Raw genomic sequence first — 18,231 nt, 5'->3', positions numbered from 1 at the left:
CTGTCACCTCCGCGTTGTTGAACGTGAACTCAGTGCGCTGAGGTCGAGTCGTCCGTCGAGGACCAGGCCGACGACGAGGCCGAGCCCGCCGCAGATGGCGACGATGAGGAATGCCAGGAATCCTCCGAAGTACGCGACGATGCCCAGCGTCAATCCGACGAGCAGTCCGATGAGTGTTTTCGACATGTCATTCCTTCCGCCGAGGCGGCGAGTCGTTCCCGGGCCTGAGATCGGCCGCGGGAAAGGCTGCGTTCGTGTGTTGAGTATGCAAACTGGTGTGTAGGGGGCAGATCAGTTGAGTTCGACGGTGTCGTTGGAGCTCTGCTGATCGTCCTCATCACCGGGGAGGTGGACGTCGGTGACCTCGATGTTGACCTCGACGACCTGGAGTCCGGTGCCCTGTTCGACGGCACGGATGACGTTGCGGCGGATCGCCTCGGCGACGTCGACGATCGACGTTCCGTACTCGACGACGATGGTGAGGTCGATCGCGGTCTGCTTCTCACCCTTCTCGACGGAGACTCCGCCGGAGACGTTGGTCTGCGAGCCGGGGATGCGGTCGGTGAGGGTGTCGAAGGCGCGGCGTGCGGCGGTGCCCATGCTGTAGACGCCGGGGACCTCACGTGCAGCGATGCCGGAGAGCTTGGCGACGACGTTCTCGGCGATCGTGGTGTTGCCCATGTCGGTGACGAGGGGGCTGCGCACCGAATCGTCGGTTGTGGACTGCTGGGAAACGGTGGACTGCTTGACTTCAGGCATTTCTGATTCCTTAACGTTTCGATTGCGCTGACATTGGTACAGACGCGGCAGGTCAGAGAACCTCACGCACCTGTGCTGAAAAAGTTCTCAAGCGAGTTCGCACTCGACATTCCCCCGGCACGGAATGTGCGCTCATAGCGCCGACGGTCGCATACGATGTGGATATGACAAGGCACGATGATCGGTTCGATCTCGTCACCCTGGTCGTGCGCGCGAGGGAAGGTGATATCGATGCCTTCGAGTCGTTGGTCGACCGGGATGAGACGAAGCTGCTGCGATTCTGCCTGCGCACTCTCGGTGATCGGCAGGATGCCGAGGACGTCGTGCAGGACACGCTGGTGCAGGCGTGGAAGTCGTTGAACGCCCTGAGTGAGCCCGCCGCCTTCGGTACCTGGATCTACCGATTGGCATCGAACAAGTGCACCGACATGCTGCGGCGGCGGATGGCCAGGCCCTCGGATGCACAGGACCCCGACGATATGAGCATCCACCCAGACGGGCGTGCATCGGTTGAGAAGTCCGTTGAGGCACGCACCGCTCTTCAGCATTTCTCAAGCGTTCTCCAGACGCTCTCGTCAGAACAGCGGGTAACCTGGGTGCTCCACCAGATGGAGGGTCTCAGCTACGCCGAGGTGGCCGCGACTCTGGGCATCAGCGAAGGCAGCGTGCGAGGCCGCATCCACCGGGCCCGAACTGCCATCATGGAGGGGATGGAAGGATGGACATGAACGAACATGTCGGCTCCGGCGCTGAACCTGACCAGACGAACGATGATCTCCAGCGGGAATCAGACGCTCAGCTTCGCGGTGTCATCGACGAATACATGGCCACGTTCGAACCTGACCCTGAGGACACTGCCGGGGTGCGCGAGCGCATCCTCCAGCTGGTCCGAGACGATCTGTACCGTGGGCCCTCGACACGTCTGCAGACCGAACATGGTCACCCGTTTTCGATCTCCACTGCCGCGGTGCGCTCAATTGTGCGCAGAGCCGTCGACTCGGTGGACGGTATCCGTGCCCGCAGCGTCGACGTCGAACCCGCCGGTGAACCCGAAGGCAGCGCGGCGACGGTGTCATTGACACTGGCTATGCGCGCCGGCATCTCCTTCGCCCCCACCGCCGAGGCGATCCGCGGGGCCGTGTCCGCCGCGGTTCTGTCCGAACTCGGGATTCCAGCTGTCAGGATCGATATCAATGCTGAGGATGTGTACGTTGACTGATCGTGGCGAAGCGAAGGACCTCAACCTCGTGAACAGCGGCAATGGCTCTGGTATCGGCAGCGGCTCAGGCGTCCGCAGCGAGGTCGCGGAGTCGGAGCGTCTGGCGACGTCGGTGACCTCGGTTCCCGGTGTCAGAAGCCTGGCGCCGGGACTGCGCGATCTGGTCGCCACAGCCACAGCCAGAGTGCTGCGGCGAGTCGGTGGTGAGCCTGTCGGTGTCGACGTGGCTCGCGGAAACGACGGTGTGAAGGTGAGGATCGATGCCCATCTTGACCGCACCCGTTCGGTCGCCGAGGTTGTCGATGAGATCTTCTCCGTCGTCGAGGCCGATATCGCTCGCGGGGCAGTGGAGGCCAGCGGACGGCTCGACATCGATCTGCGCGTCGTCAGCCGAGGGTAGCTGCCAGGACTGAATGGGCAGCTACCCTCGACTGAAGGGCAGCCGCCAGGACTGCAGGTGAATATGGCGAGGGCCGGAATCCAGTGATGGATTCCGGCCCTCGCCAGGATCAGACCGTGATCAGGCGGCCTTGTCCTTCTTGCCCATCTTGCTGGTGATGAAGCCCCAGATGAGAAGGACGATCAGCGAGCCGCCGATCGCGCACAGCCAGGACGAGATTGAGAAGAAGGCATCCATCTGGACGCCGAAGATCGCGCCGCCGAGCCAGCCGCCGATCATGGCTCCGATGACGCCGATGATGAGTGTGGCGATGAGTCCGCCGCCCTGCTTGCCCGGCAGAATGGCCTTGGCAATGGCACCGGCAATGAGTCCGAGAATCAAGTATGCGATGAAACCCATGAGGTTCACATCCCTTCAGAAGTGGCTGATGATCGGGCTTGCTGAGTGAATCTGTCTCCAATGGTAGATCCGATTCTCGCGGAACGTACCGCTTCGCCCGATTCTTTATGACATTGGTACAGACGTTCGCTCGGTGGAAACCTCACGGACGAATTCTGTTCGTATGCTGTGATCCCCATCACCACCTCGGCGAGGGCGGCTGGGGCTCACGACCACCTCGGCGACGGGGGCGCTGGGTGTGTGTGACGGCCCTGGTCCGCGCAATGGCACTGGCCGTTTAGACTTGTGGGCATGACCGATAGCGCAGACACCCGCCGACAGTTGCTCGACCTCATCGACGAACTCGCCGTGGTTCGTGGCAAGGTGACCCTCTCATCAGGCAGGGAAGCTGACTATTACCTGGATCTGCGCCGGGTCACTCTCGATCATCGCTCCGCACCTCTGATCGGCGATGTGGTGCTCGACCTCCTGGCTGCCGAAGGCCTGCTGGAGCAGGTCGATGCCGTGGGCGGTCTGACGATGGGAGCCGACCCGGTCGGCACCGCAGTCATGCACCGCTCCGTCGTTCGCGGCACTCCGGTGGATTCCTTCGTCGTCCGCAAGGAGGCGAAGAAGCACGGGATGTCTCGTCGCGTCGAGGGCCCCGATGTCGCCGGCAAACGGGTCGTTGCGGTCGAGGACACCTCCACCACGGGTGGTTCGGTGCTCACCGCCGTCGAGGCTCTCAAGGAGGCCGGCGCCGAGGTGGTGGCCGTGGCCGTGGTCATGGACCGTGACACGGGAGCCAAGGAGCGGGTCGAGGCGACGGGAATTCCGTATCTCACGGCGTTGACGACAAGCGATCTTGGTCTGGACTGAGACGTTTCCTCGGACTCCGCGGGCGCCGTCTCACCCGTCGATCACCAGCTGGGACTCGACTGGCAATTCTGTCGAAATCGGGGTCCTGGTTTGAAACATCGTGGTCCATTCAACACGATAGATGAGACACTCCCACAGTACTGCTTCAGGAAAAGTAAGGATGACGCGTGCTCACACTGAAAGAGGTTTCCCTGCGCAAGGGAAAGCGAACTTATCTCGACGAGGTGAGTTTCACCGCGCAGGCAGGCCGGATCACCGCAATCGTCGGATCCCGTTCAGCCGGTCGGACCGAGCTGGTTCGCGTCATCATGGGGCTGATCTCGCCCGATGAGGGCACGGTCAAGCTCGAGGACTTCGAGCTCGACTTCGGCGATCGTCAGAACTTCGGATATCTGCCCGCCGAGCGCGGCGGCTACCCGAACATGCGCGTGATCGATCAGATCGTCTACCTGGCGCGTCTGCACGGCATCACGCTCGGAGCAGCGGAGCGCAATGCGCTGACGCTGCTCTCGCGTCTCGAGCTCGCCGATCGCGGCTATGCCCCGCTGAAGAACCTCAGCGGCACCGAGATCGCCCGCGTCGACATCGCAGCGACCCTGGCCGCCGATCCCGATGTCGTCATCATCGACGACGCCTTCTCCGGACTCGACTCGGAGTCAACCGAACTTGTGATGTCCCTGCTGCGTGCCCACGCAGCCTCAGGCGTGCCGGTCATCCTGGCTACCGACAATTGGGAGGCCGCGCAGGCCCATGCCGACGACGTCATCGTCCTCAGCCAGGGACGGGCCAGCGTGTCCGGCAGCGTGGCAGAGCTGCGTTCGGATGTGAAGTACCGGGTGGAGCTCTCCGACGCCGAGGCGGCTGCTAAGACATTGGAGAAGCGCGCGGACATCAGCGACGTTGCGATCCTCGATTCCGCCGACAACGTCATCAGCTTCCGGGCCGCCGATGCAGGTGCGGCCGCACAGACCGTGGCAGCACTGAATGGTGTGAAGAGTTTCGAGAGTGTTCGCCCGACATTGGCCGAGCAGTACAAGGAGGCTTTGTGATGGCAGGCAAGGACGAAGGCCAAGACGGGGACTCCCCAGAGCCACAGGTGTCGAAGGGCACTGCGGGCGAGAACATCGATGACCTGGGCACTCCGGTCGGCGACGACGTCACGGTGACCGACAACGATGGCGACACAACACAGAGCACCGGCACCGGTGCGAAGTCGGCCAAGAAGGCCTCAGCGGCTCGGAACGGCAAGTCGACGAAGAACGCCAAGGGCGCAAAGCCAGCTGCGACTGCCGATGATGATGCTGCCGACGCAACCGATGCGGCTGATGCCAGCGACGCTGACGCAGTGGCGGCCGACGACGGTCTCGACGAGGTTCCGTTCGAACTTGCCGAGGACAAGCCCTCCGCCGACGAGCTCCCCGAGACCGGATTGGTCTCCGAGTTCGTCGACGTGAACAAGCGCCAAGCCGCGTGGCTGGTGTCGAACCGAGAGAGCACGACCGCACTGCGCAGTCCGTTCTTCCTGGTCACCGGCGCGGTCATCGTGCTAGGTATCCTCGCTGCGATCATCTCCGGCGTCGTCGCCGGATCCGACGCGAAGTCGGGTACTCCGACCATGGCCATGGTCGGAGTAGGCGAACAGGCTGCCATGTACGAGCAGCAGCTGGGCGTGAAGATCACCGACGCCAAGGACGCTCAGGCTGCAGAGAAGCTGGTCAAGGAGGGCAAGGTCGACGCGGCCTTCATCCAGGACCCCAGCGGACAGGCACAGCCGACGATCATCGCCTTGGACGAACAGCCCGAGGCACTGCTGGAGAAGCTGGCGCCGAAGACTGAAGCGACACTGCTGAACGCGCCGGCAGTCGGAGCAGAGATCGCAACTCCGCTGCTGTGGGGCATGGCAGTGTTCGCGCTTCTCGTGGTGGCCACCCTCGGCACCGCGCTCTATCAGAACCTGCGTCTGGAGAAGCGCAACCGGATCACCGAGATCATCGCGGCGACGATCCCTCCTCGCGCCTCGGCCTCGGGTCGGATCACGGGCATGCTGTCCCTGACGGCTGTGCACCTGGTGATCGCGATCGTTGTGGCAGAGCTCGGGCTCTCCATCACGGGGAAGACCTCCTTGGCATTCGCCATGCTGCCCGGGCTGGGCTGGTTCGCACTGACCCTGCTGTTCACTGCCTGGACCATCTACGCGCTCCTCCTGTGGGCATCGACTGTGGCTGGCAGCACGGCACGCAAGATCTTCGTCTCGATCATCGGCGTCATCACCGTGGCCGGCTTCATCGCTCCCGTCATCATGGGAGCCTCCGGAATGGTCGCCAAGGTGCTGTCGTGGACTCCGTTCACCTCGCCGTTGGGAATCGCCGGACGCTTCTTCGCAAGCCCACCTGAATGGTGGGAGGGCCTGGTTGCTGCGGCCATCGCAGCAGTGGTGGCGCTCATCGTCCACTCCCTGGCCAGCAGTGCCTACGTTCGCGCGGTGCTCACCGGCGGCGGACGCGGCGGCAAGACCGTGAAGATGAGCAAGCGTGCACAGAAGGTCTCCGTCGGCGCAGCCGGTAAGAAGGAGACCGATTCGAAGGATGCTGCCAAGGATTCGGACTCGGACGACGTGGTCGATTCGGACTCCGCCGACACCTCGGCGGGCAAGTCGAAGGCTGACACCTCGGCGGATGAAACCGATGACAAGAAGTGACTGAGGACAGCGCGTCGGAGTTGAACGCGCCACAGGTGGGGGTCGGTCCGTGGACCGGCCCCTGGCCTGTGTCTGAGCACTTCGATCCCGAGCTTCTGGCTGAGGGCGATCGGCGCAATGTCGTCGACAAGTATCGCTACTGGAAACTTGAGGCGATCGTGGCCGATCTCGACGCCACGCGGCACGAATTCCACGTCGGTGTTGAGAACTGGCAGCACGACCTCAACATCGGTTCGGTCGTCCGGACGGCCAATGCCTTCAACGCAGCCGCAGTGCACATCGTGGGCAGACGGCGCTGGAATCGGCGTGGAGCGATGGTCACCGACCGGTACCAGCACATCATCCATCACCCGAGCATCGACGATCTTCTGCAGTGGTGCATCGACAATGACGTACCGCTGATCGGGATCGACAATTTCCCGGATTCCGTGCCGCTGGAGACCTACGACCTCCCACGCCGCAGCCTCCTGCTGTTCGGCCAGGAAGGTCCCGGGCTGAGCGAGGAAGCACATCAGGCGAGCACTGCGGTGCTGTCAATCGCCCAGTACGGTTCAACGAGGTCCATGAACGCCGCGGCCGCGGCAGCGATCACCATGCACTCCTGGATCCGCCGTCACGTCTACGACCAGCCGGTGAACTGAAGGGCTGCGGGCCTCCGGACTGACTGCCTCCGGCCCGCGCGACGGCGGACCGGCGTACCGGCGGGGAACGAAAACAGTGGACGTTTTGTGCTGATTCCAGGGATGGAATCAGCACAAAACGTCCACTGTTTTCTCTAGCTGATCGCTGTTGGTGCTCTTCCGCTTCAGGCTGAGTGCGTGAAGCGGAAGAGCGTCAGCTGCCTGACCTCAGTTGAGGTCGGCTGCGTGCGGCTCGATGAGCCCACCGATCTCGGCCAGCTCGGCAGTCAGCGAATCGGCATCGTCGAAGGTGCGTGAGATGACCGTCAGTCGCTTGGCGTAGTGACCGATGGGGTATTCCATCGTCATGCCGATGCCGCCGTGCATCTGAATCGACTCCTGGCTGATGGTGCGAGCCGACTGATCGATGATGATCTTGGCCGCGATGACATCGCGGTGACGGTCCTTCTCGGAGCCCGTCTCCTCGTTGGTGACCGCAAGACGCGAATAGAGCGCCATGCTGCGGGCGTATTCGAGGTCTGCGTAGAGGTCGGCCGCACGGTGCTGGAGTGCCTGGTTGGCACCGATCGGGGCACCGAACTGCTCGCGAGTCTTGAGGTACTCGGCCGTCATCGTCAGAGAGGTTTCCATGACGCCGACTGCTTCGGCCATGATCGCGGCATTCGCAGTGTCGATGAGTTCGGCGACGACGGCGTGCGCGTCGGCGGCGCCCAGGCGCTGGGCCGGAGCGTTGTCGAACTTCACGCTGGCGCTGCCCTGCCCATCGGCCTGACGGTGAGCGACGCGGTTGACTCCCGAGGCCGACGCAGCGACGAGGTACAGTCCCAGGTCGCCGTTCTCTGCGGCCGTGACGATGAAGTGGTCGGCGACGTCGCCGCCGAGTACGCCGGTCTTCTCACCACTGATCGTGTAGGCACCATCTGCACCCGCCGAGGCGGTGGTGGAGGGTGTGTCGACCGCGTAGCGCAGGCCCGGCTCGAGAGCGGCGAAGGCGAGGAAGGTCTGGCCTTCGCATACGGAGGGCAGGATCTCCTGCTTCTGTTCTTCGGTGCCGGCTGCGACGATGGCGTTGGCACCCAGCACTGCGGTGGCCAGGAACGGCTCGAGCACGAGCGAACGACCGAATGCTTCGAGGACCACCGCCACCTCGGCGAAGGTCATCTCGGCGCCACCGTAGTTCTCCGGGATTGCCAGGCCGAGAAGGCCCATCTCTGCGAACTTCTCCCACGTCTCGCGGGAGATGCCCTCTTCGCTGGCCAGGATGGCTTCGCGGGCCTGAGTGTCGTACTCGCTGCGCAGGTACTTGTTCAAAGTGCTGGCGAGTTCTTGCTGAATGTCATTGAGTTCAAGATCCATGATTGTCCTCTTCTTAAATGTCCTGGGGTCCTGGGAACCTCAGAGACCAAGCAGTGCTTTCGAGATGATTCCGCGCTGCACCTCGGACGAGCCGCCGTAGATGGTGACCTTGCGGGTGTTGAAGTACGCGGGCAGGGCATCGACGGCACCCAGCGGAAGGTCTGAGAAGCCTTCGCCCTGGGCACGGTCGGCGACGAAGTCGAGTCCCTGTGGGCCGAGGACGTCGACGAGGAGTTCGCTGATGTCCTCCTGCAGCTGCGAGCCCTTGAGCTTGAGCACGGAGGAGCGTGGGTCCGGCTTGTCCGATCCCGCTGCCTGAGTCGAGAGGATGCGCAGCTGGGTCATCTCGAGTGCGGTGAGTTCGGCTTCGATCCGAGTCAGACGGGCTGAGAACAGCGGGTCATCCAGCAGGGTTCCGCGTGCCGTCTTCGTCACCGCGGCGTAGGCCTTGGCCCGGGCCAGGTTGACCTTGGAACCGCCGATGCGGGCAATGCCGGTGCGCTCGTTGCCGAGCAGGAACTTCGCGTAGGTCCAGCCCTTGTTCTCTTCGCCGACGAGGTTCTCGACGGGCACCTCGACATTGTCGAAGAAGACTTCGTTGACCTCATGGCCGCCGTCGATGAGCTGAATCGGGCGGACGGTGACACCGGGGGTCTTCATGTCGATGAGCAGGAATGAGATACCTGCCTGCTTCTTCACGTTCGGGTCGGTGCGCACCAGGTTGAACATCCAGTCGCCGTACTGACCCAGGGTTGTCCAGGTCTTCTGACCGTTGACGATGTACTTGTCTCCGTCACGGACTGCTGTGGTCTTCAGCGAAGCGAGGTCAGAGCCGGCATCGGGTTCGGAGAAGCCCTGCGACCACCAGATGTCGATGTTGGCGGTGGCGGGAAGGAAGCGCTCCTTGATCTCCTGGCTGCCGAAGGTCGCGATGACAGGGCCGACCATGGAGACGTTGAAGGGCAGCGGCTGCGGGACGCAGGCGAGCTGCATCTCTTCGAGCCAGATGTGGCGCTGGACAGGAGTCCAGTCCTGGCCACCCCATTCGACGGGCCAGTTCGGCACGGCGTATCCGTGCTGATTGAGGATGCGCTGCGAAGTGACCATGTCCTCTTTGGTCAGCTCCTGGCCGGTGGCGACCTTGAAGCGCAGTTCCTCGGGGATCTCCGTGCGATAGAACTGACGCATCTTCTGCGCGAACTCGCGCTCCTCTGCATTCAGCAAGGTGTCCATGAAAACTCCTGATTGATCGTTCGGTAACTTAATCCCAATAGTACGTTTCGGTGTTCAGGCTCACAAGTGGGTGAAGGCTGCAGTCGCCGAGGATCTGCGGAATCGGAGCCTGCGATGCCGCGATGCTGACCAGAAGGCGCTCGGCAGCCTGACAAAGGCCCTCCCGGTGGTGCGTTTTGCCTGGTATCTGCACTGTTAAGGCGCAATATGTCTGAAGTATTACCATTTCGTGATATTCGGTCACTGCGAATGTTACGTTTTCTTAACAGTAACGTGCTGGATCTAGGACCAGTAATGAAGCGGTTCTAGTATCGGAAGGACACTCCCCTTCAGCCGAAGAATTTGGGCTGAAAGAAATAAACTGTTTTTCGCATAATCGAGTGGCTCTCCTCCTATACCCGCCCAATATGCCCTCTGTGAGAGAAGTGAACGGGATGAATATCGTGTCCCAGAACGATCGCGCATTCAATGGAGAATCGCGTGAGACCTTCCTCGGACTCCGTCGACGAATACTCTGTGGTGAACTGACTGCACGGGTTCCGAACGGCCTCCGAAGTCTTGCTGCGCCCACGTCATTGCCCTCTGCGCGCGTAGAACGCAGCGCCCGCGTATCGGTACATGCACCTGGTGCGGGCATGGGTGCCGGACAGGTGAGCGTGGCGCTGTGAAATCAGATGCTGCACCGGTGCGTTCAGCACGCGCCGCTGCCAGAGGCAGCCGCGCAGAGATCGCGGAGATCACCGGGTTCCTGGCGGATCCTCATATCTGCGGAGTGCTGGTCATCGGCGCCTCCGGAATGGGCAAGACCACGATCATCAACGGCGTAGCAGCGAACCTGGACCCGGATGTGCCGGTCTTCCGATTCCGCGGCTCGAACCTGATCGCCACAAGGAAACTGGGCATCTTCGAAGTTCTGCTCTCGTGCGAGGGCGAACAGGCCGATGAGATCGCATCGGGTGCCGCACTGTCGATCATGAGTCGGATCTTCGAGCGGGAGCACTCACCTGTCGTGCTCATCGACAATGCAGATCGGGTCGATGAGCATTCGCTCTCGATCATCGCCCAACTGGCCGCGGCCGGTCGGATCAGACTGGTCGCGGCCGCCGAAACGATCAGGCCTCCGGTCGATCTGCTGGCAGCGCTGTGGACTGCGGGCAAGATGGTCCGCACGGATCTGGAAGGCCTGGACGAGACGGCGATCGCCGCCATCGCTCGCGAAACGGGAGGCGAGCTCGATGACAGGACGATTGCAGACTACCGCCGGAAGTCGCAGGGAAACCCACGCATGCTGAGAAAGCTCATCGTCGGTGCTGCTTCGAGCGCCTCTTCTCGTCGCGGCGCCGATCATCGGGCACTGTGGAATGTGCTGCCGGAGCAGAAGCGAATTCTCGAAATGATCGCGATGGCCGGGGCGCTGCCGTATGAGGCGCTGCGGAACCTGTGCGAGCCTGAGCTCCTCGACAATCTTGCCGAGCGCGGCATCATCAGCATCACCAGAGGCAGGCACGCCGAGGTGGTGGTGGTCGAACCTGCGGTCGCTCAGAGCCTGCGCGACGGTGTCCAACCGTCGCACAGCCTGCAGCTGCTCAGGGACATCACCCCGGTTCTGGAGACGACGCCACTGGTCGGGGCCGCGCTGTTCGGTCAGGTGAGATGGACGCAGAACTGGGGAGTCCCAGTGGATGAGGTCAAGGTCCTCGGGGCTGCCATGTGGGCGAATGAGCGAGGTGACTACACCGCCGCGATCGAACTGCTGCGCGACTCCAATTCTGAGGATCCGGAGATCTACTTGGAGCTGGCGCGCGCCGAGCGGGGCCGAGGAGATGCCGTTGAGGCGGAGCACATCGTTGACCGTCTGATCTCCTCTCCGCAGGTAGGCGAGGGTTCCGACAGGTATCTCTCACGACTGGCGTGCCTCGAGCTGAGGCTGACCGACCCGCGTGAGTCTCGCACCCTGCGTACCGAGTGGATTCGAGAACGACTGCGAAGTCCTGTCGACACCGGTCGATTGGACGTCACTCGTGCCCACTTCGAAGTCCGCGGAGGACGATTGGACGAGGGGCGGAGACTGGCAGAGAGAGTCTTCCGCAATCGCAGCTGCCTGCCTCGACATCGGCAGCGCGCCTGCTCTCTGCTCGGCCAGGTGGAGATCATGTGCGGCCGAATCGAACGCGGTCTTGAGTATCTGACCCAGGCTGAGATGATGTTCGCCCTGCCGGATACGACGAGCTTCGAAGTCGAAGACTCGGTGCCGCAAATCTTCATCGGATTCTATCTGGCAGGAGAATGGGAACGCGCACGTTCGACCGCGAAGCGGATAGGTGCAGTGCAGCCAGGCTCGGTTCCTGTCGCGGCTCTCGTCGACTTGTGGACCGGCCACTTCACGCGGGCTCGGCAGACTCTCAGCCGGGTTGTGGCCAAAGACTCCCAGCGTGGAGACGGGCGCGAAATCATGCAATCTGCTCTGCACCTGGCCGAGGGGCTGCTGCAGATGCGCGAGACGTCGAACAGGCGCGCATCGTCAGCCTCGGTCGACGATCGCATTGCCCGCTTCCGACGACATGAACGAGGCAACGGCAATTCCGTCGCAGGTGCCACGTCGCAGCCGCAGGGTCTGCCCGACGCCGACTATGACTGGTGCCAGGACTATCTTGCCGACCTGCTCGAACTCCAGTCCCATGCGCTGACGAACCCGGCGAAGCACGCGGACGATCTGTGCCGCCTCGGCGCAGAAGCCGCAGAGCGCGGTGCCCACGCACTTGCCGTCTATGCCTGGATGGAGGCGAGTCGGCACGGCAGCACAACAGCGCAGCTGAATCTGCCCGGATCGGCAGAGAGCGTGGACGGAAACTTGGGGCGCCTGGCATCGGCAGTGGCGAAGACTCGCTCAGGTGACGATGGTGAATCGGTCATTGCCGCCGCGGACGAGGCGCTGAAGTTCGGGGCCATTGTGATGTGCGCCGATCTGGCACGCTCTGCTCGCGACAGAGCCGTGCAGAACGGCAACCAGGCTGCGATCAAGCAAGCTCGGATGCTGCTGGATTCGAGCCTGCGCACCATCACCTTCGACGCCGGGGGCGCCGACATGTCGGCGATACTCACCACGATGGAGAAGCAGCTGATCAACGGCGTGGCCGAGGGCGCGAGCAATTTGGAGCTCGGCGACCGGCTGCATCTTTCGGTGCGAACGGTGGAGTGGCACCTCGGTCGTCTCTATCGGCGCCTGCACGTCAGAGACCGGCAGGAACTCAAGGGGATCGCGCGGAGTCTGGCATGACTCAGCGGCAGCTGTATCGGAGCCCACCCATCTTCGGCCGCGAAGACGAGCTTCGAGCCATTGAGGAATCGCTGACCGATTCCTCCGGAGTCGGCATCCTCATCGAAGGCGATGTGGGCATGGGAAAGACGCGCCTGGGAAGAGAGGTCCACCGTCGCCGAGGTGGGAAGGAGTCCTGGCTGCACGCTGACCGGGTGCTCAGTGAGACCCCCTTCGGGGTCTTCGGGATGATCGTTGATCTCGACGCGCCGGGTGGTCTGATCGGTCGTGTGATCGCGGCGGTCACCGGGGGTGCGCAGATTCCCGCCGTGTTCGTCGACGACGCCCACTATCTCGACGAACACAGCGTTCGTATGCTGTCGCAGCTCGCGGCCGACGGCACGATCAAGCTTGTGGCGATGACCAGACATTCGGCGGTGGGTGAGTTCTGGCCCTTCGCCGACCTGGTCGACGAGCAGATGCTTGCGCAGATGGTGCTGGGGCCGTTGACAACGAACGACATGCGCGCCGCAGTCGAATACAGCTTCGGCGGGATCGCCGCTCAGGGGGTCCTCGACATCGTCGACTTCCACTCGAGGCGCAACCCCGGAAAGCTGCTGGAACTCCTCGAATACTGCCGGAGGCAGAACCGCCTGCTGATGCGAAAGGGGGTTCTCGTCCTCGACGGTCTCGACATCGACTTCGATGTCCGAGCGCGCGATTTCGCTCGCATCGACCTCGATCAGTATTCGACAGAGGAGAAGGAAGCCCTCGAACTGGTCGTCATGGCAGGCGAGATCGACATCGACCTCATGCTCACCGCCGGACTCGGCTCGGCAGCGGACCGTCTCGTTGATGTCGATGAGCTGCGCATCGTCGGAGGCACTTCTCGCGTCTACATTGCACGAGAGCATCACGCTTCGGAGACGATTCGCTACAGTGCGCCGATCGGCCGCAGCCGGAGATGGTACGGCATGGTCCGCGACTATCCGGACAATCCCAGCAGACGCTCTCGGATGCTCAGAACGGAATGGGCGCTGGGGTGTGGCGCTGCCGTGGACGAGCAGCAGGTCGTCGATGCCGCGATGACAGCGATCGAGACAGGCGAGTGGCATCGGGCTCTGCGAATCATGGCGGATGTTCCGATCGCTCGTCTGGCTGCCCCGGATCTCTACGAGCTGGCGTGTCTCTACTGCAACGTTGGGCAGGTCGCCTTGGGCCTCGATCTCCTTGCCCATAGTCTGCACAAAGCGTGCTGCCCGGGGCTCGTCGTCACCGCTGCCGTTCTGTGGGCCAACCGCCAGGTCACCCACCGGTCAGTGGCGCTCGAGGTTGCCGACTTCACCGCGGCGCTCGACAGGATTGCCGCGGGCGAGATCGACTGCAGCGACGACGAGTCGTGCCACCAGAACGAGACGAACCGCGACCAGGAGACGACGAGACGCTTCTCCGCGGAAGGCCTCGATGATGCGACGGCGAGGACGGTGCTGCAGACTATCTGGTCCGCTGCGAGCAGTGACAAACCTCCGGATGCAGATCTGCTGCGCTCCCACGCATTCGATACTTCCCTGCCCCACGTGTATCGCATGGGAGCGGCGCTCATCTGTGCATCCCGTGACCTGGAGCAGGGGCGAGCCAGGAAGGCCCACGAAGTCCTAGCGCTGGTGAAACGTGAGCTTCCCGCCGTGGGAATGGGCTCCATGGTCCTGAGAGTGCTCGAGGCGCGAGTGCTGATGGAACTGGGCGACCTGGACGCAGCTCGTCGTTCTCTGCAGCTGCCGCAGACGAGCGATATCGCTCATATCGCGGCACACAGTGGAACCAGCGACATCATGGCGGCGGAGGTTTCACTGCTCGAGGGCGACTTGGACCACTCGCTGCGTTTGGCGCGTGCTGGTGTCGAAGCATTGAGCCATTGGAATCAGTCTTCTCTGCTCGTCCCAGCACTGGGGGTGGCGCAGTACATCGCGACGCTCAGCGGAGAGTCGGATATTGCAGAGGACTTCGACGCCGAATTCGCTCAATTGGAATCCTCCGGACTGCATGTTGAGTCCAGGCGGGCGCTGGTGTTCACTCTCATCTCTCGGTGGCTGCGCACCTCCGATCCGGAATCCGAGAAGCAGCTGCGGCACCTGCTCGAAGATGCAGACAGGGAGCAGGAATTCGGGCTCTCGGCACAGATCCGCTCACTGCTGTTTCGCCACCTTGGAGAGGTCGATGTCGCAGAGATGCGTCGTCTCTCCACACTGGGTGAAGGGCGCGCATTCCAGCTCCTCGGGACAGTGGGAGAGGCGCTGTGGTCGAAGGATGCTGCGGCGCTGCTGAGGTTCGCCGAGACGCAGCGGGCGTCTGCACCGGACATCGCCGCCCGATGCGTGCAGCTGGCAAGGGAGCGTCTCAACCATCGAGGCAGCGCACCTCTCTCACGCGGTTCCTATGACCTGTCCGTCGAACTGACAGAGCGGGAACGGGAGATCTGCGGTTTCCTGGTCAAGGGCAAGTCGAACGCTGAAATAGCGGTTCTGCTCGGAGCAGCAGTGAGGACGGTCGAGGGCCACGCCTATCGCCTCTACCGAAAGCTCGGAGTCACACGCCGTCATCAGGTGGCAGAGGCCGTGGCGAGGTTGAATATCGAGGCGTTGGGAACGGCGAAGCAGGAGACCGACCGCTCATAGTGTCGCACCGTGCAGGAGGCCATCTCGGTGTGGTCGAATCGCGAGCGGGCGAGACGGCTCGCAAAGCTCCTTCGGGAAACCGCAAAGATATCGAAATTCACGCTGCCGATGAATGTAGTGACGCTAATGTGAGTTGGCACCAGGGTGAATAATTTCGGGCGAATTTCTGTGGCTTTTTGACAGCAAATCAATTCGGCGCGAAATGAATTCCCAGTAATCCCCTTTGCGCGGGACGACGATTTCAGGAGGGCGAATTGACAGATGAAACTGCGACTATTGTGATCGGCTCTGCAGGCCGACGCCTCTATCTCATTGATTGGTTTCGTGATGCGTTCTCCACGCTCGGCCTGAAGGGGAGGATCATCGTCGCCGAGAACGATCCGTCGAGCGCCGCTGCCTCCTATGGGGACGAGACTCGGCTGCTGCCCAGATACACCGATCCCGACTACGGCGCTGAGATTCTGCGGTTGGCCGATGAGGTCAAGCCAAGGCTCTTCCTCTCAGCAAACGATTACGAGCTGATGCAGCTGCATGTGAACACGGGGATCGCGGACTCTCTGCGCGAGCGTGGTGTCTTCGTCCCCGGCGTCTCTGCCGCGTGGCAGATCGGCTGCGCAGACAAACTTCGAATGGCGCAGATGCTTGCAGACGTTGACGTCCCCACCCCGAGGACGGTGAGGGGCAGTGATCTGGACGAGCTCCTCACGACCGCGGCGAGGAGCGACGAATTCGTCGTCAAACACCGATTCGGCAGTCGTTCCTCCGGCCTGGCAGTGGCATCTGCCGTCGGGATCAGCGAGGCTGTTGCCAATTCGGCCAAGAGCGTTCCGCCTCGCATCGGCAGGGCAGATCCCAGGGATGATGTCATCGTGCAACCCAAAGCGCCCGGCAGTGAATACGGTGTCGACATCGTCTCCAGCCTGGTGGAAGAGGGTTCGCTCTCCGGAGTGTTTGCCCGCCGCAAGCTGCGGATGCGCGCCGGCGAGACCGACAAGGCCGTCACCGTTGACCCCGAGCCGTTTCGGGACGCCTCGGGCAAGATCGCTCGAGCTGCAGGGCTGGCTGGGCTGATCGATGTCGACATGTTCCTCGACGACGCGGGACAGGTGTCCGTCATCGATATCAATCCTCGTTTCGGGGGCGGCTATCCTTTCGTGCACCTGGCGGGTGCAGACGTGCCGCTCTACTACACGGGCCAGGTCTTCGGGATCCCCATCGGCGAGGGATGGAATCAGTACGAGGCGGGCGTCGTCTCCGCCAAGTATCAGGAAACCCGTGTGACCTCACGCGGTTCGAGGGCGGATACCGACTTCTCCGCCGTGATGGAACACACCTAGACGGCGCACTCGATGCTGCGACAGCGGCGACGACATCCAGACTCAATGAGGAAGGCAGCCATGAACTCCACAGAACATCCACGGATCACAGGTCCGCCGACACCGGCCTTTGTCATCGACAAATCTGCGCTCGACATTCTGGTCAATCGCTTTCAGGATGCGTTGGCACAGCATTGGCCGAATTCCGTCATGTCGTATTCCGTGAAGACGAACTCTCTGCCGTGGCTTCTGACCTATATGAAACAGCAGGGTATCTGGGCAGAAGTCGTCTCGGACTCCGAATACAGGCTGGCCTGCGCAATCGGCTACGAACCGAACCAGATCGTGTACAACGGTCCCATCAAGAGCAGGAGAGTCCTCCGTGCGGCATTGCGCAACGGGTCGCTCACGAACTTGGACTCGAACAGGGAAGTCAGGTGGGCGGCCGAGCTGGCTGCCGAGGACCCGAGCCTGGATGTGCGAGTCGGTCTCAGAGTCAATTGGGACCTCGACGCACTGTGCCCGGGGGAGAGCACTGTGGTCGGTGAGAGGAGCCGGTTCGGTTTCGACTACACCAACGGCGACCTCGAGGCGGTGATCTCACGGCTATCCGATGCCGGCGCAAGTGTCGTCGGTCTCCACATGCACCGGAACTCTCGAACCAAAAGTCTGCAGGTCTATCAGGCTGCTGCCGGAGTCGCGGCCGAGATCATCTCGACGCTTGACCTTCATTTGGACTGGATTGATATCGGCGGGGGCTTCTTCGGGAGTCTCGACGACACCACAATGTTCGCTGACTACATCTCCTGCATCCGCGCAGAGCTCGAGCCCGTCGTTGATCCCCGCCGGACTCGGCTGGTCATCGAACCAGGGGGTTCCGTGATCGCCACTCCGGTGGAGCTGCACGCGCAGGTGCTCGACACCAAGGACATCGGGCCGCAGCGGTTCGTCATCACGGATACGAGCAGGACCGATATCGATCCGCTCTTTCGCAAGCAGGCCTCGTACGACATCGCCACCGAAGCCGCTCAGGGTACAAGCCATCCTGAACAGGTGCTCGCCGGCTTCACATGTATGGAAGACGACAGGCTGATGGTGTTGAAGGACTCTCCGAAACTCCTTGAGGGAGACAGAATCGTCTTTCGGCGAGTCGGTGCATACACCATGACCTACGGTTCTTCGTTCATCGAGTTTCAGCCGGCGGTCTATGTCCTTGACGAGAATTCGCTGACGATGGTGCGACGTCCTGGGGGAGTCGAGGACTACCTCAACGGCAATATGTGGGCGGCTGGTCAGCCGCCGTCAGCCGACGCTCCACCTGCCTAGTCCTCAGCAGCGGCCGCGACTCAAGGGCGGCCCTCGCACACTCGACAACGGCTGGTGAAAACGACTGAGTAGAGGAACCAGTGCTGTCTCTGACA

Annotated in this window: 16 protein-coding genes; 11 read left to right on the top strand and 5 right to left on the bottom strand. The window is 62.4% G+C overall.

Going from position 1 to position 18,231, the window contains the following annotated elements; all coding sequences use genetic code 11:
* Nucleotides 1-3 precede the first annotated feature (3 nt).
* Both PGC08_RS17855 and PGC08_RS17850 read right to left on the bottom strand, forming a co-directional pair.
* Nucleotides 4-186, bottom strand: coding sequence for a hypothetical protein (locus PGC08_RS17855; protein WP_009881830.1), 183 nt, complete (start codon nt 184-186; stop codon nt 4-6).
* Nucleotides 187-291: 105 nt separating this feature from the next.
* A complete protein-coding gene (locus tag PGC08_RS17850) occupies nt 292-759 on the bottom strand; it encodes an Asp23/Gls24 family envelope stress response protein (protein ID WP_009881829.1) in 468 nt (155 codons plus the stop codon).
* Nucleotides 760-923: 164 nt separating this feature from the next.
* Here PGC08_RS17850 and PGC08_RS17845 point away from each other — a divergent pair, with 164 nt between their 5' ends.
* From PGC08_RS17845 to PGC08_RS17835, 3 genes are read left to right on the top strand one after another with little or no spacing between them, the layout of a single operon-like run.
* Nucleotides 924-1,487, top strand: a complete 564-nt coding sequence (locus tag PGC08_RS17845; protein ID WP_271709046.1) for an RNA polymerase sigma factor — start codon at nt 924-926, stop codon at nt 1,485-1,487.
* Nucleotides 1,484-1,978, top strand: coding sequence for a hypothetical protein (locus tag PGC08_RS17840; protein WP_271709045.1), 495 nt, complete (start codon nt 1,484-1,486; stop codon nt 1,976-1,978). The genes PGC08_RS17845 and PGC08_RS17840 overlap by 4 nt, the downstream gene beginning before the upstream one ends.
* Nucleotides 1,971-2,378 carry a hypothetical protein gene (locus PGC08_RS17835; RefSeq protein ID WP_009881826.1) on the top strand — a complete coding sequence of 136 codons (408 nt, stop codon included), beginning with the start codon at nt 1,971-1,973 and terminating at the stop codon, nt 2,376-2,378. Before PGC08_RS17840 ends, PGC08_RS17835 begins: the two co-directional genes overlap by 8 nt.
* Nucleotides 2,379-2,498: 120 nt before the next feature.
* Here the strand turns inward: PGC08_RS17835 and PGC08_RS17830 are convergent, their stop codons facing one another.
* Nucleotides 2,499-2,777, bottom strand: coding sequence for a GlsB/YeaQ/YmgE family stress response membrane protein (locus tag PGC08_RS17830; protein WP_009881825.1), 279 nt, complete (start codon nt 2,775-2,777; stop codon nt 2,499-2,501).
* A gap of 291 nt (nt 2,778-3,068) precedes the next feature.
* On the opposite strand from PGC08_RS17830, the gene pyrE reads away from it, so the two are divergent.
* From pyrE to PGC08_RS17810, 4 genes are all read left to right on the top strand, one after another.
* On the top strand, nt 3,069-3,635 hold the full coding sequence (gene pyrE, locus PGC08_RS17825) for an orotate phosphoribosyltransferase (RefSeq protein ID WP_069601039.1): 567 nt from the start codon (nt 3,069-3,071) through the stop codon (nt 3,633-3,635).
* A 167-nt stretch (nt 3,636-3,802) separates the two neighbouring features.
* Complete coding sequence (locus PGC08_RS17820) at nt 3,803-4,684, top strand: ABC transporter ATP-binding protein (RefSeq protein ID WP_009881823.1); 882 nt, start codon at nt 3,803-3,805, stop codon at nt 4,682-4,684.
* Nucleotides 4,684-6,333 (top strand): ABC transporter permease, encoded by a 1,650-nt coding sequence (locus tag PGC08_RS17815; protein WP_096178039.1) that lies wholly within the window; start codon nt 4,684-4,686, stop codon nt 6,331-6,333. The genes PGC08_RS17820 and PGC08_RS17815 overlap by 1 nt, the downstream gene beginning before the upstream one ends.
* Nucleotides 6,330-6,974: a TrmH family RNA methyltransferase gene (locus PGC08_RS17810; protein ID WP_271709044.1), complete on the top strand. Its 645-nt coding sequence runs from the start codon at nt 6,330-6,332 to the stop codon at nt 6,972-6,974. The genes PGC08_RS17815 and PGC08_RS17810 overlap by 4 nt, the downstream gene beginning before the upstream one ends.
* Before the next feature lie 207 nt (nt 6,975-7,181).
* Here the strand turns inward: PGC08_RS17810 and PGC08_RS17805 are convergent, their stop codons facing one another.
* Together PGC08_RS17805 and PGC08_RS17800 are read right to left on the bottom strand one after the other, a co-directional pair.
* Nucleotides 7,182-8,330: an acyl-CoA dehydrogenase family protein gene (locus PGC08_RS17805; RefSeq protein ID WP_069601037.1), complete on the bottom strand. Its 1,149-nt coding sequence runs from the start codon at nt 8,328-8,330 to the stop codon at nt 7,182-7,184.
* Nucleotides 8,331-8,369: 39 nt separating this feature from the next.
* Nucleotides 8,370-9,563: an acyl-CoA dehydrogenase family protein gene (locus PGC08_RS17800; protein WP_069601036.1), complete on the bottom strand. Its 1,194-nt coding sequence runs from the start codon at nt 9,561-9,563 to the stop codon at nt 8,370-8,372.
* A gap of 685 nt (nt 9,564-10,248) precedes the next feature.
* On the opposite strand from PGC08_RS17800, the gene PGC08_RS17795 reads away from it, so the two are divergent.
* The 4 genes from PGC08_RS17795 (at nt 10,249) to PGC08_RS17780 (ending at nt 18,136) form a co-directional block, all read left to right on the top strand.
* Entirely contained in the window at nt 10,249-12,840 is a 2,592-nt protein-coding gene (locus PGC08_RS17795) for a LuxR C-terminal-related transcriptional regulator (RefSeq protein WP_271709043.1), read from the top strand.
* A complete protein-coding gene (locus tag PGC08_RS17790) occupies nt 12,837-15,494 on the top strand; it encodes a LuxR family transcriptional regulator (RefSeq protein ID WP_271709042.1) in 2,658 nt (885 codons plus the stop codon). The genes PGC08_RS17795 and PGC08_RS17790 overlap by 4 nt, the downstream gene beginning before the upstream one ends.
* A gap of 254 nt (nt 15,495-15,748) precedes the next feature.
* Nucleotides 15,749-16,831 (top strand): ATP-grasp domain-containing protein, encoded by a 1,083-nt coding sequence (locus PGC08_RS17785; RefSeq protein ID WP_125178445.1) that lies wholly within the window; start codon nt 15,749-15,751, stop codon nt 16,829-16,831.
* Between the two features lie 60 nt (nt 16,832-16,891).
* A complete protein-coding gene (locus tag PGC08_RS17780) occupies nt 16,892-18,136 on the top strand; it encodes a hypothetical protein (protein WP_271709041.1) in 1,245 nt (414 codons plus the stop codon).
* Nucleotides 18,137-18,231: the final 95 nt, after the last annotated feature.

It is taken from the genome of Brevibacterium sp. BDJS002 (assembly GCF_028201555.1).
GTDB lineage: Bacteria > Actinomycetota > Actinomycetes > Actinomycetales > Brevibacteriaceae > Brevibacterium > Brevibacterium aurantiacum.
Note: the sequence above shows the minus strand (reverse complement) of the source record. Positions and strands in the feature narration are given on the sequence as shown.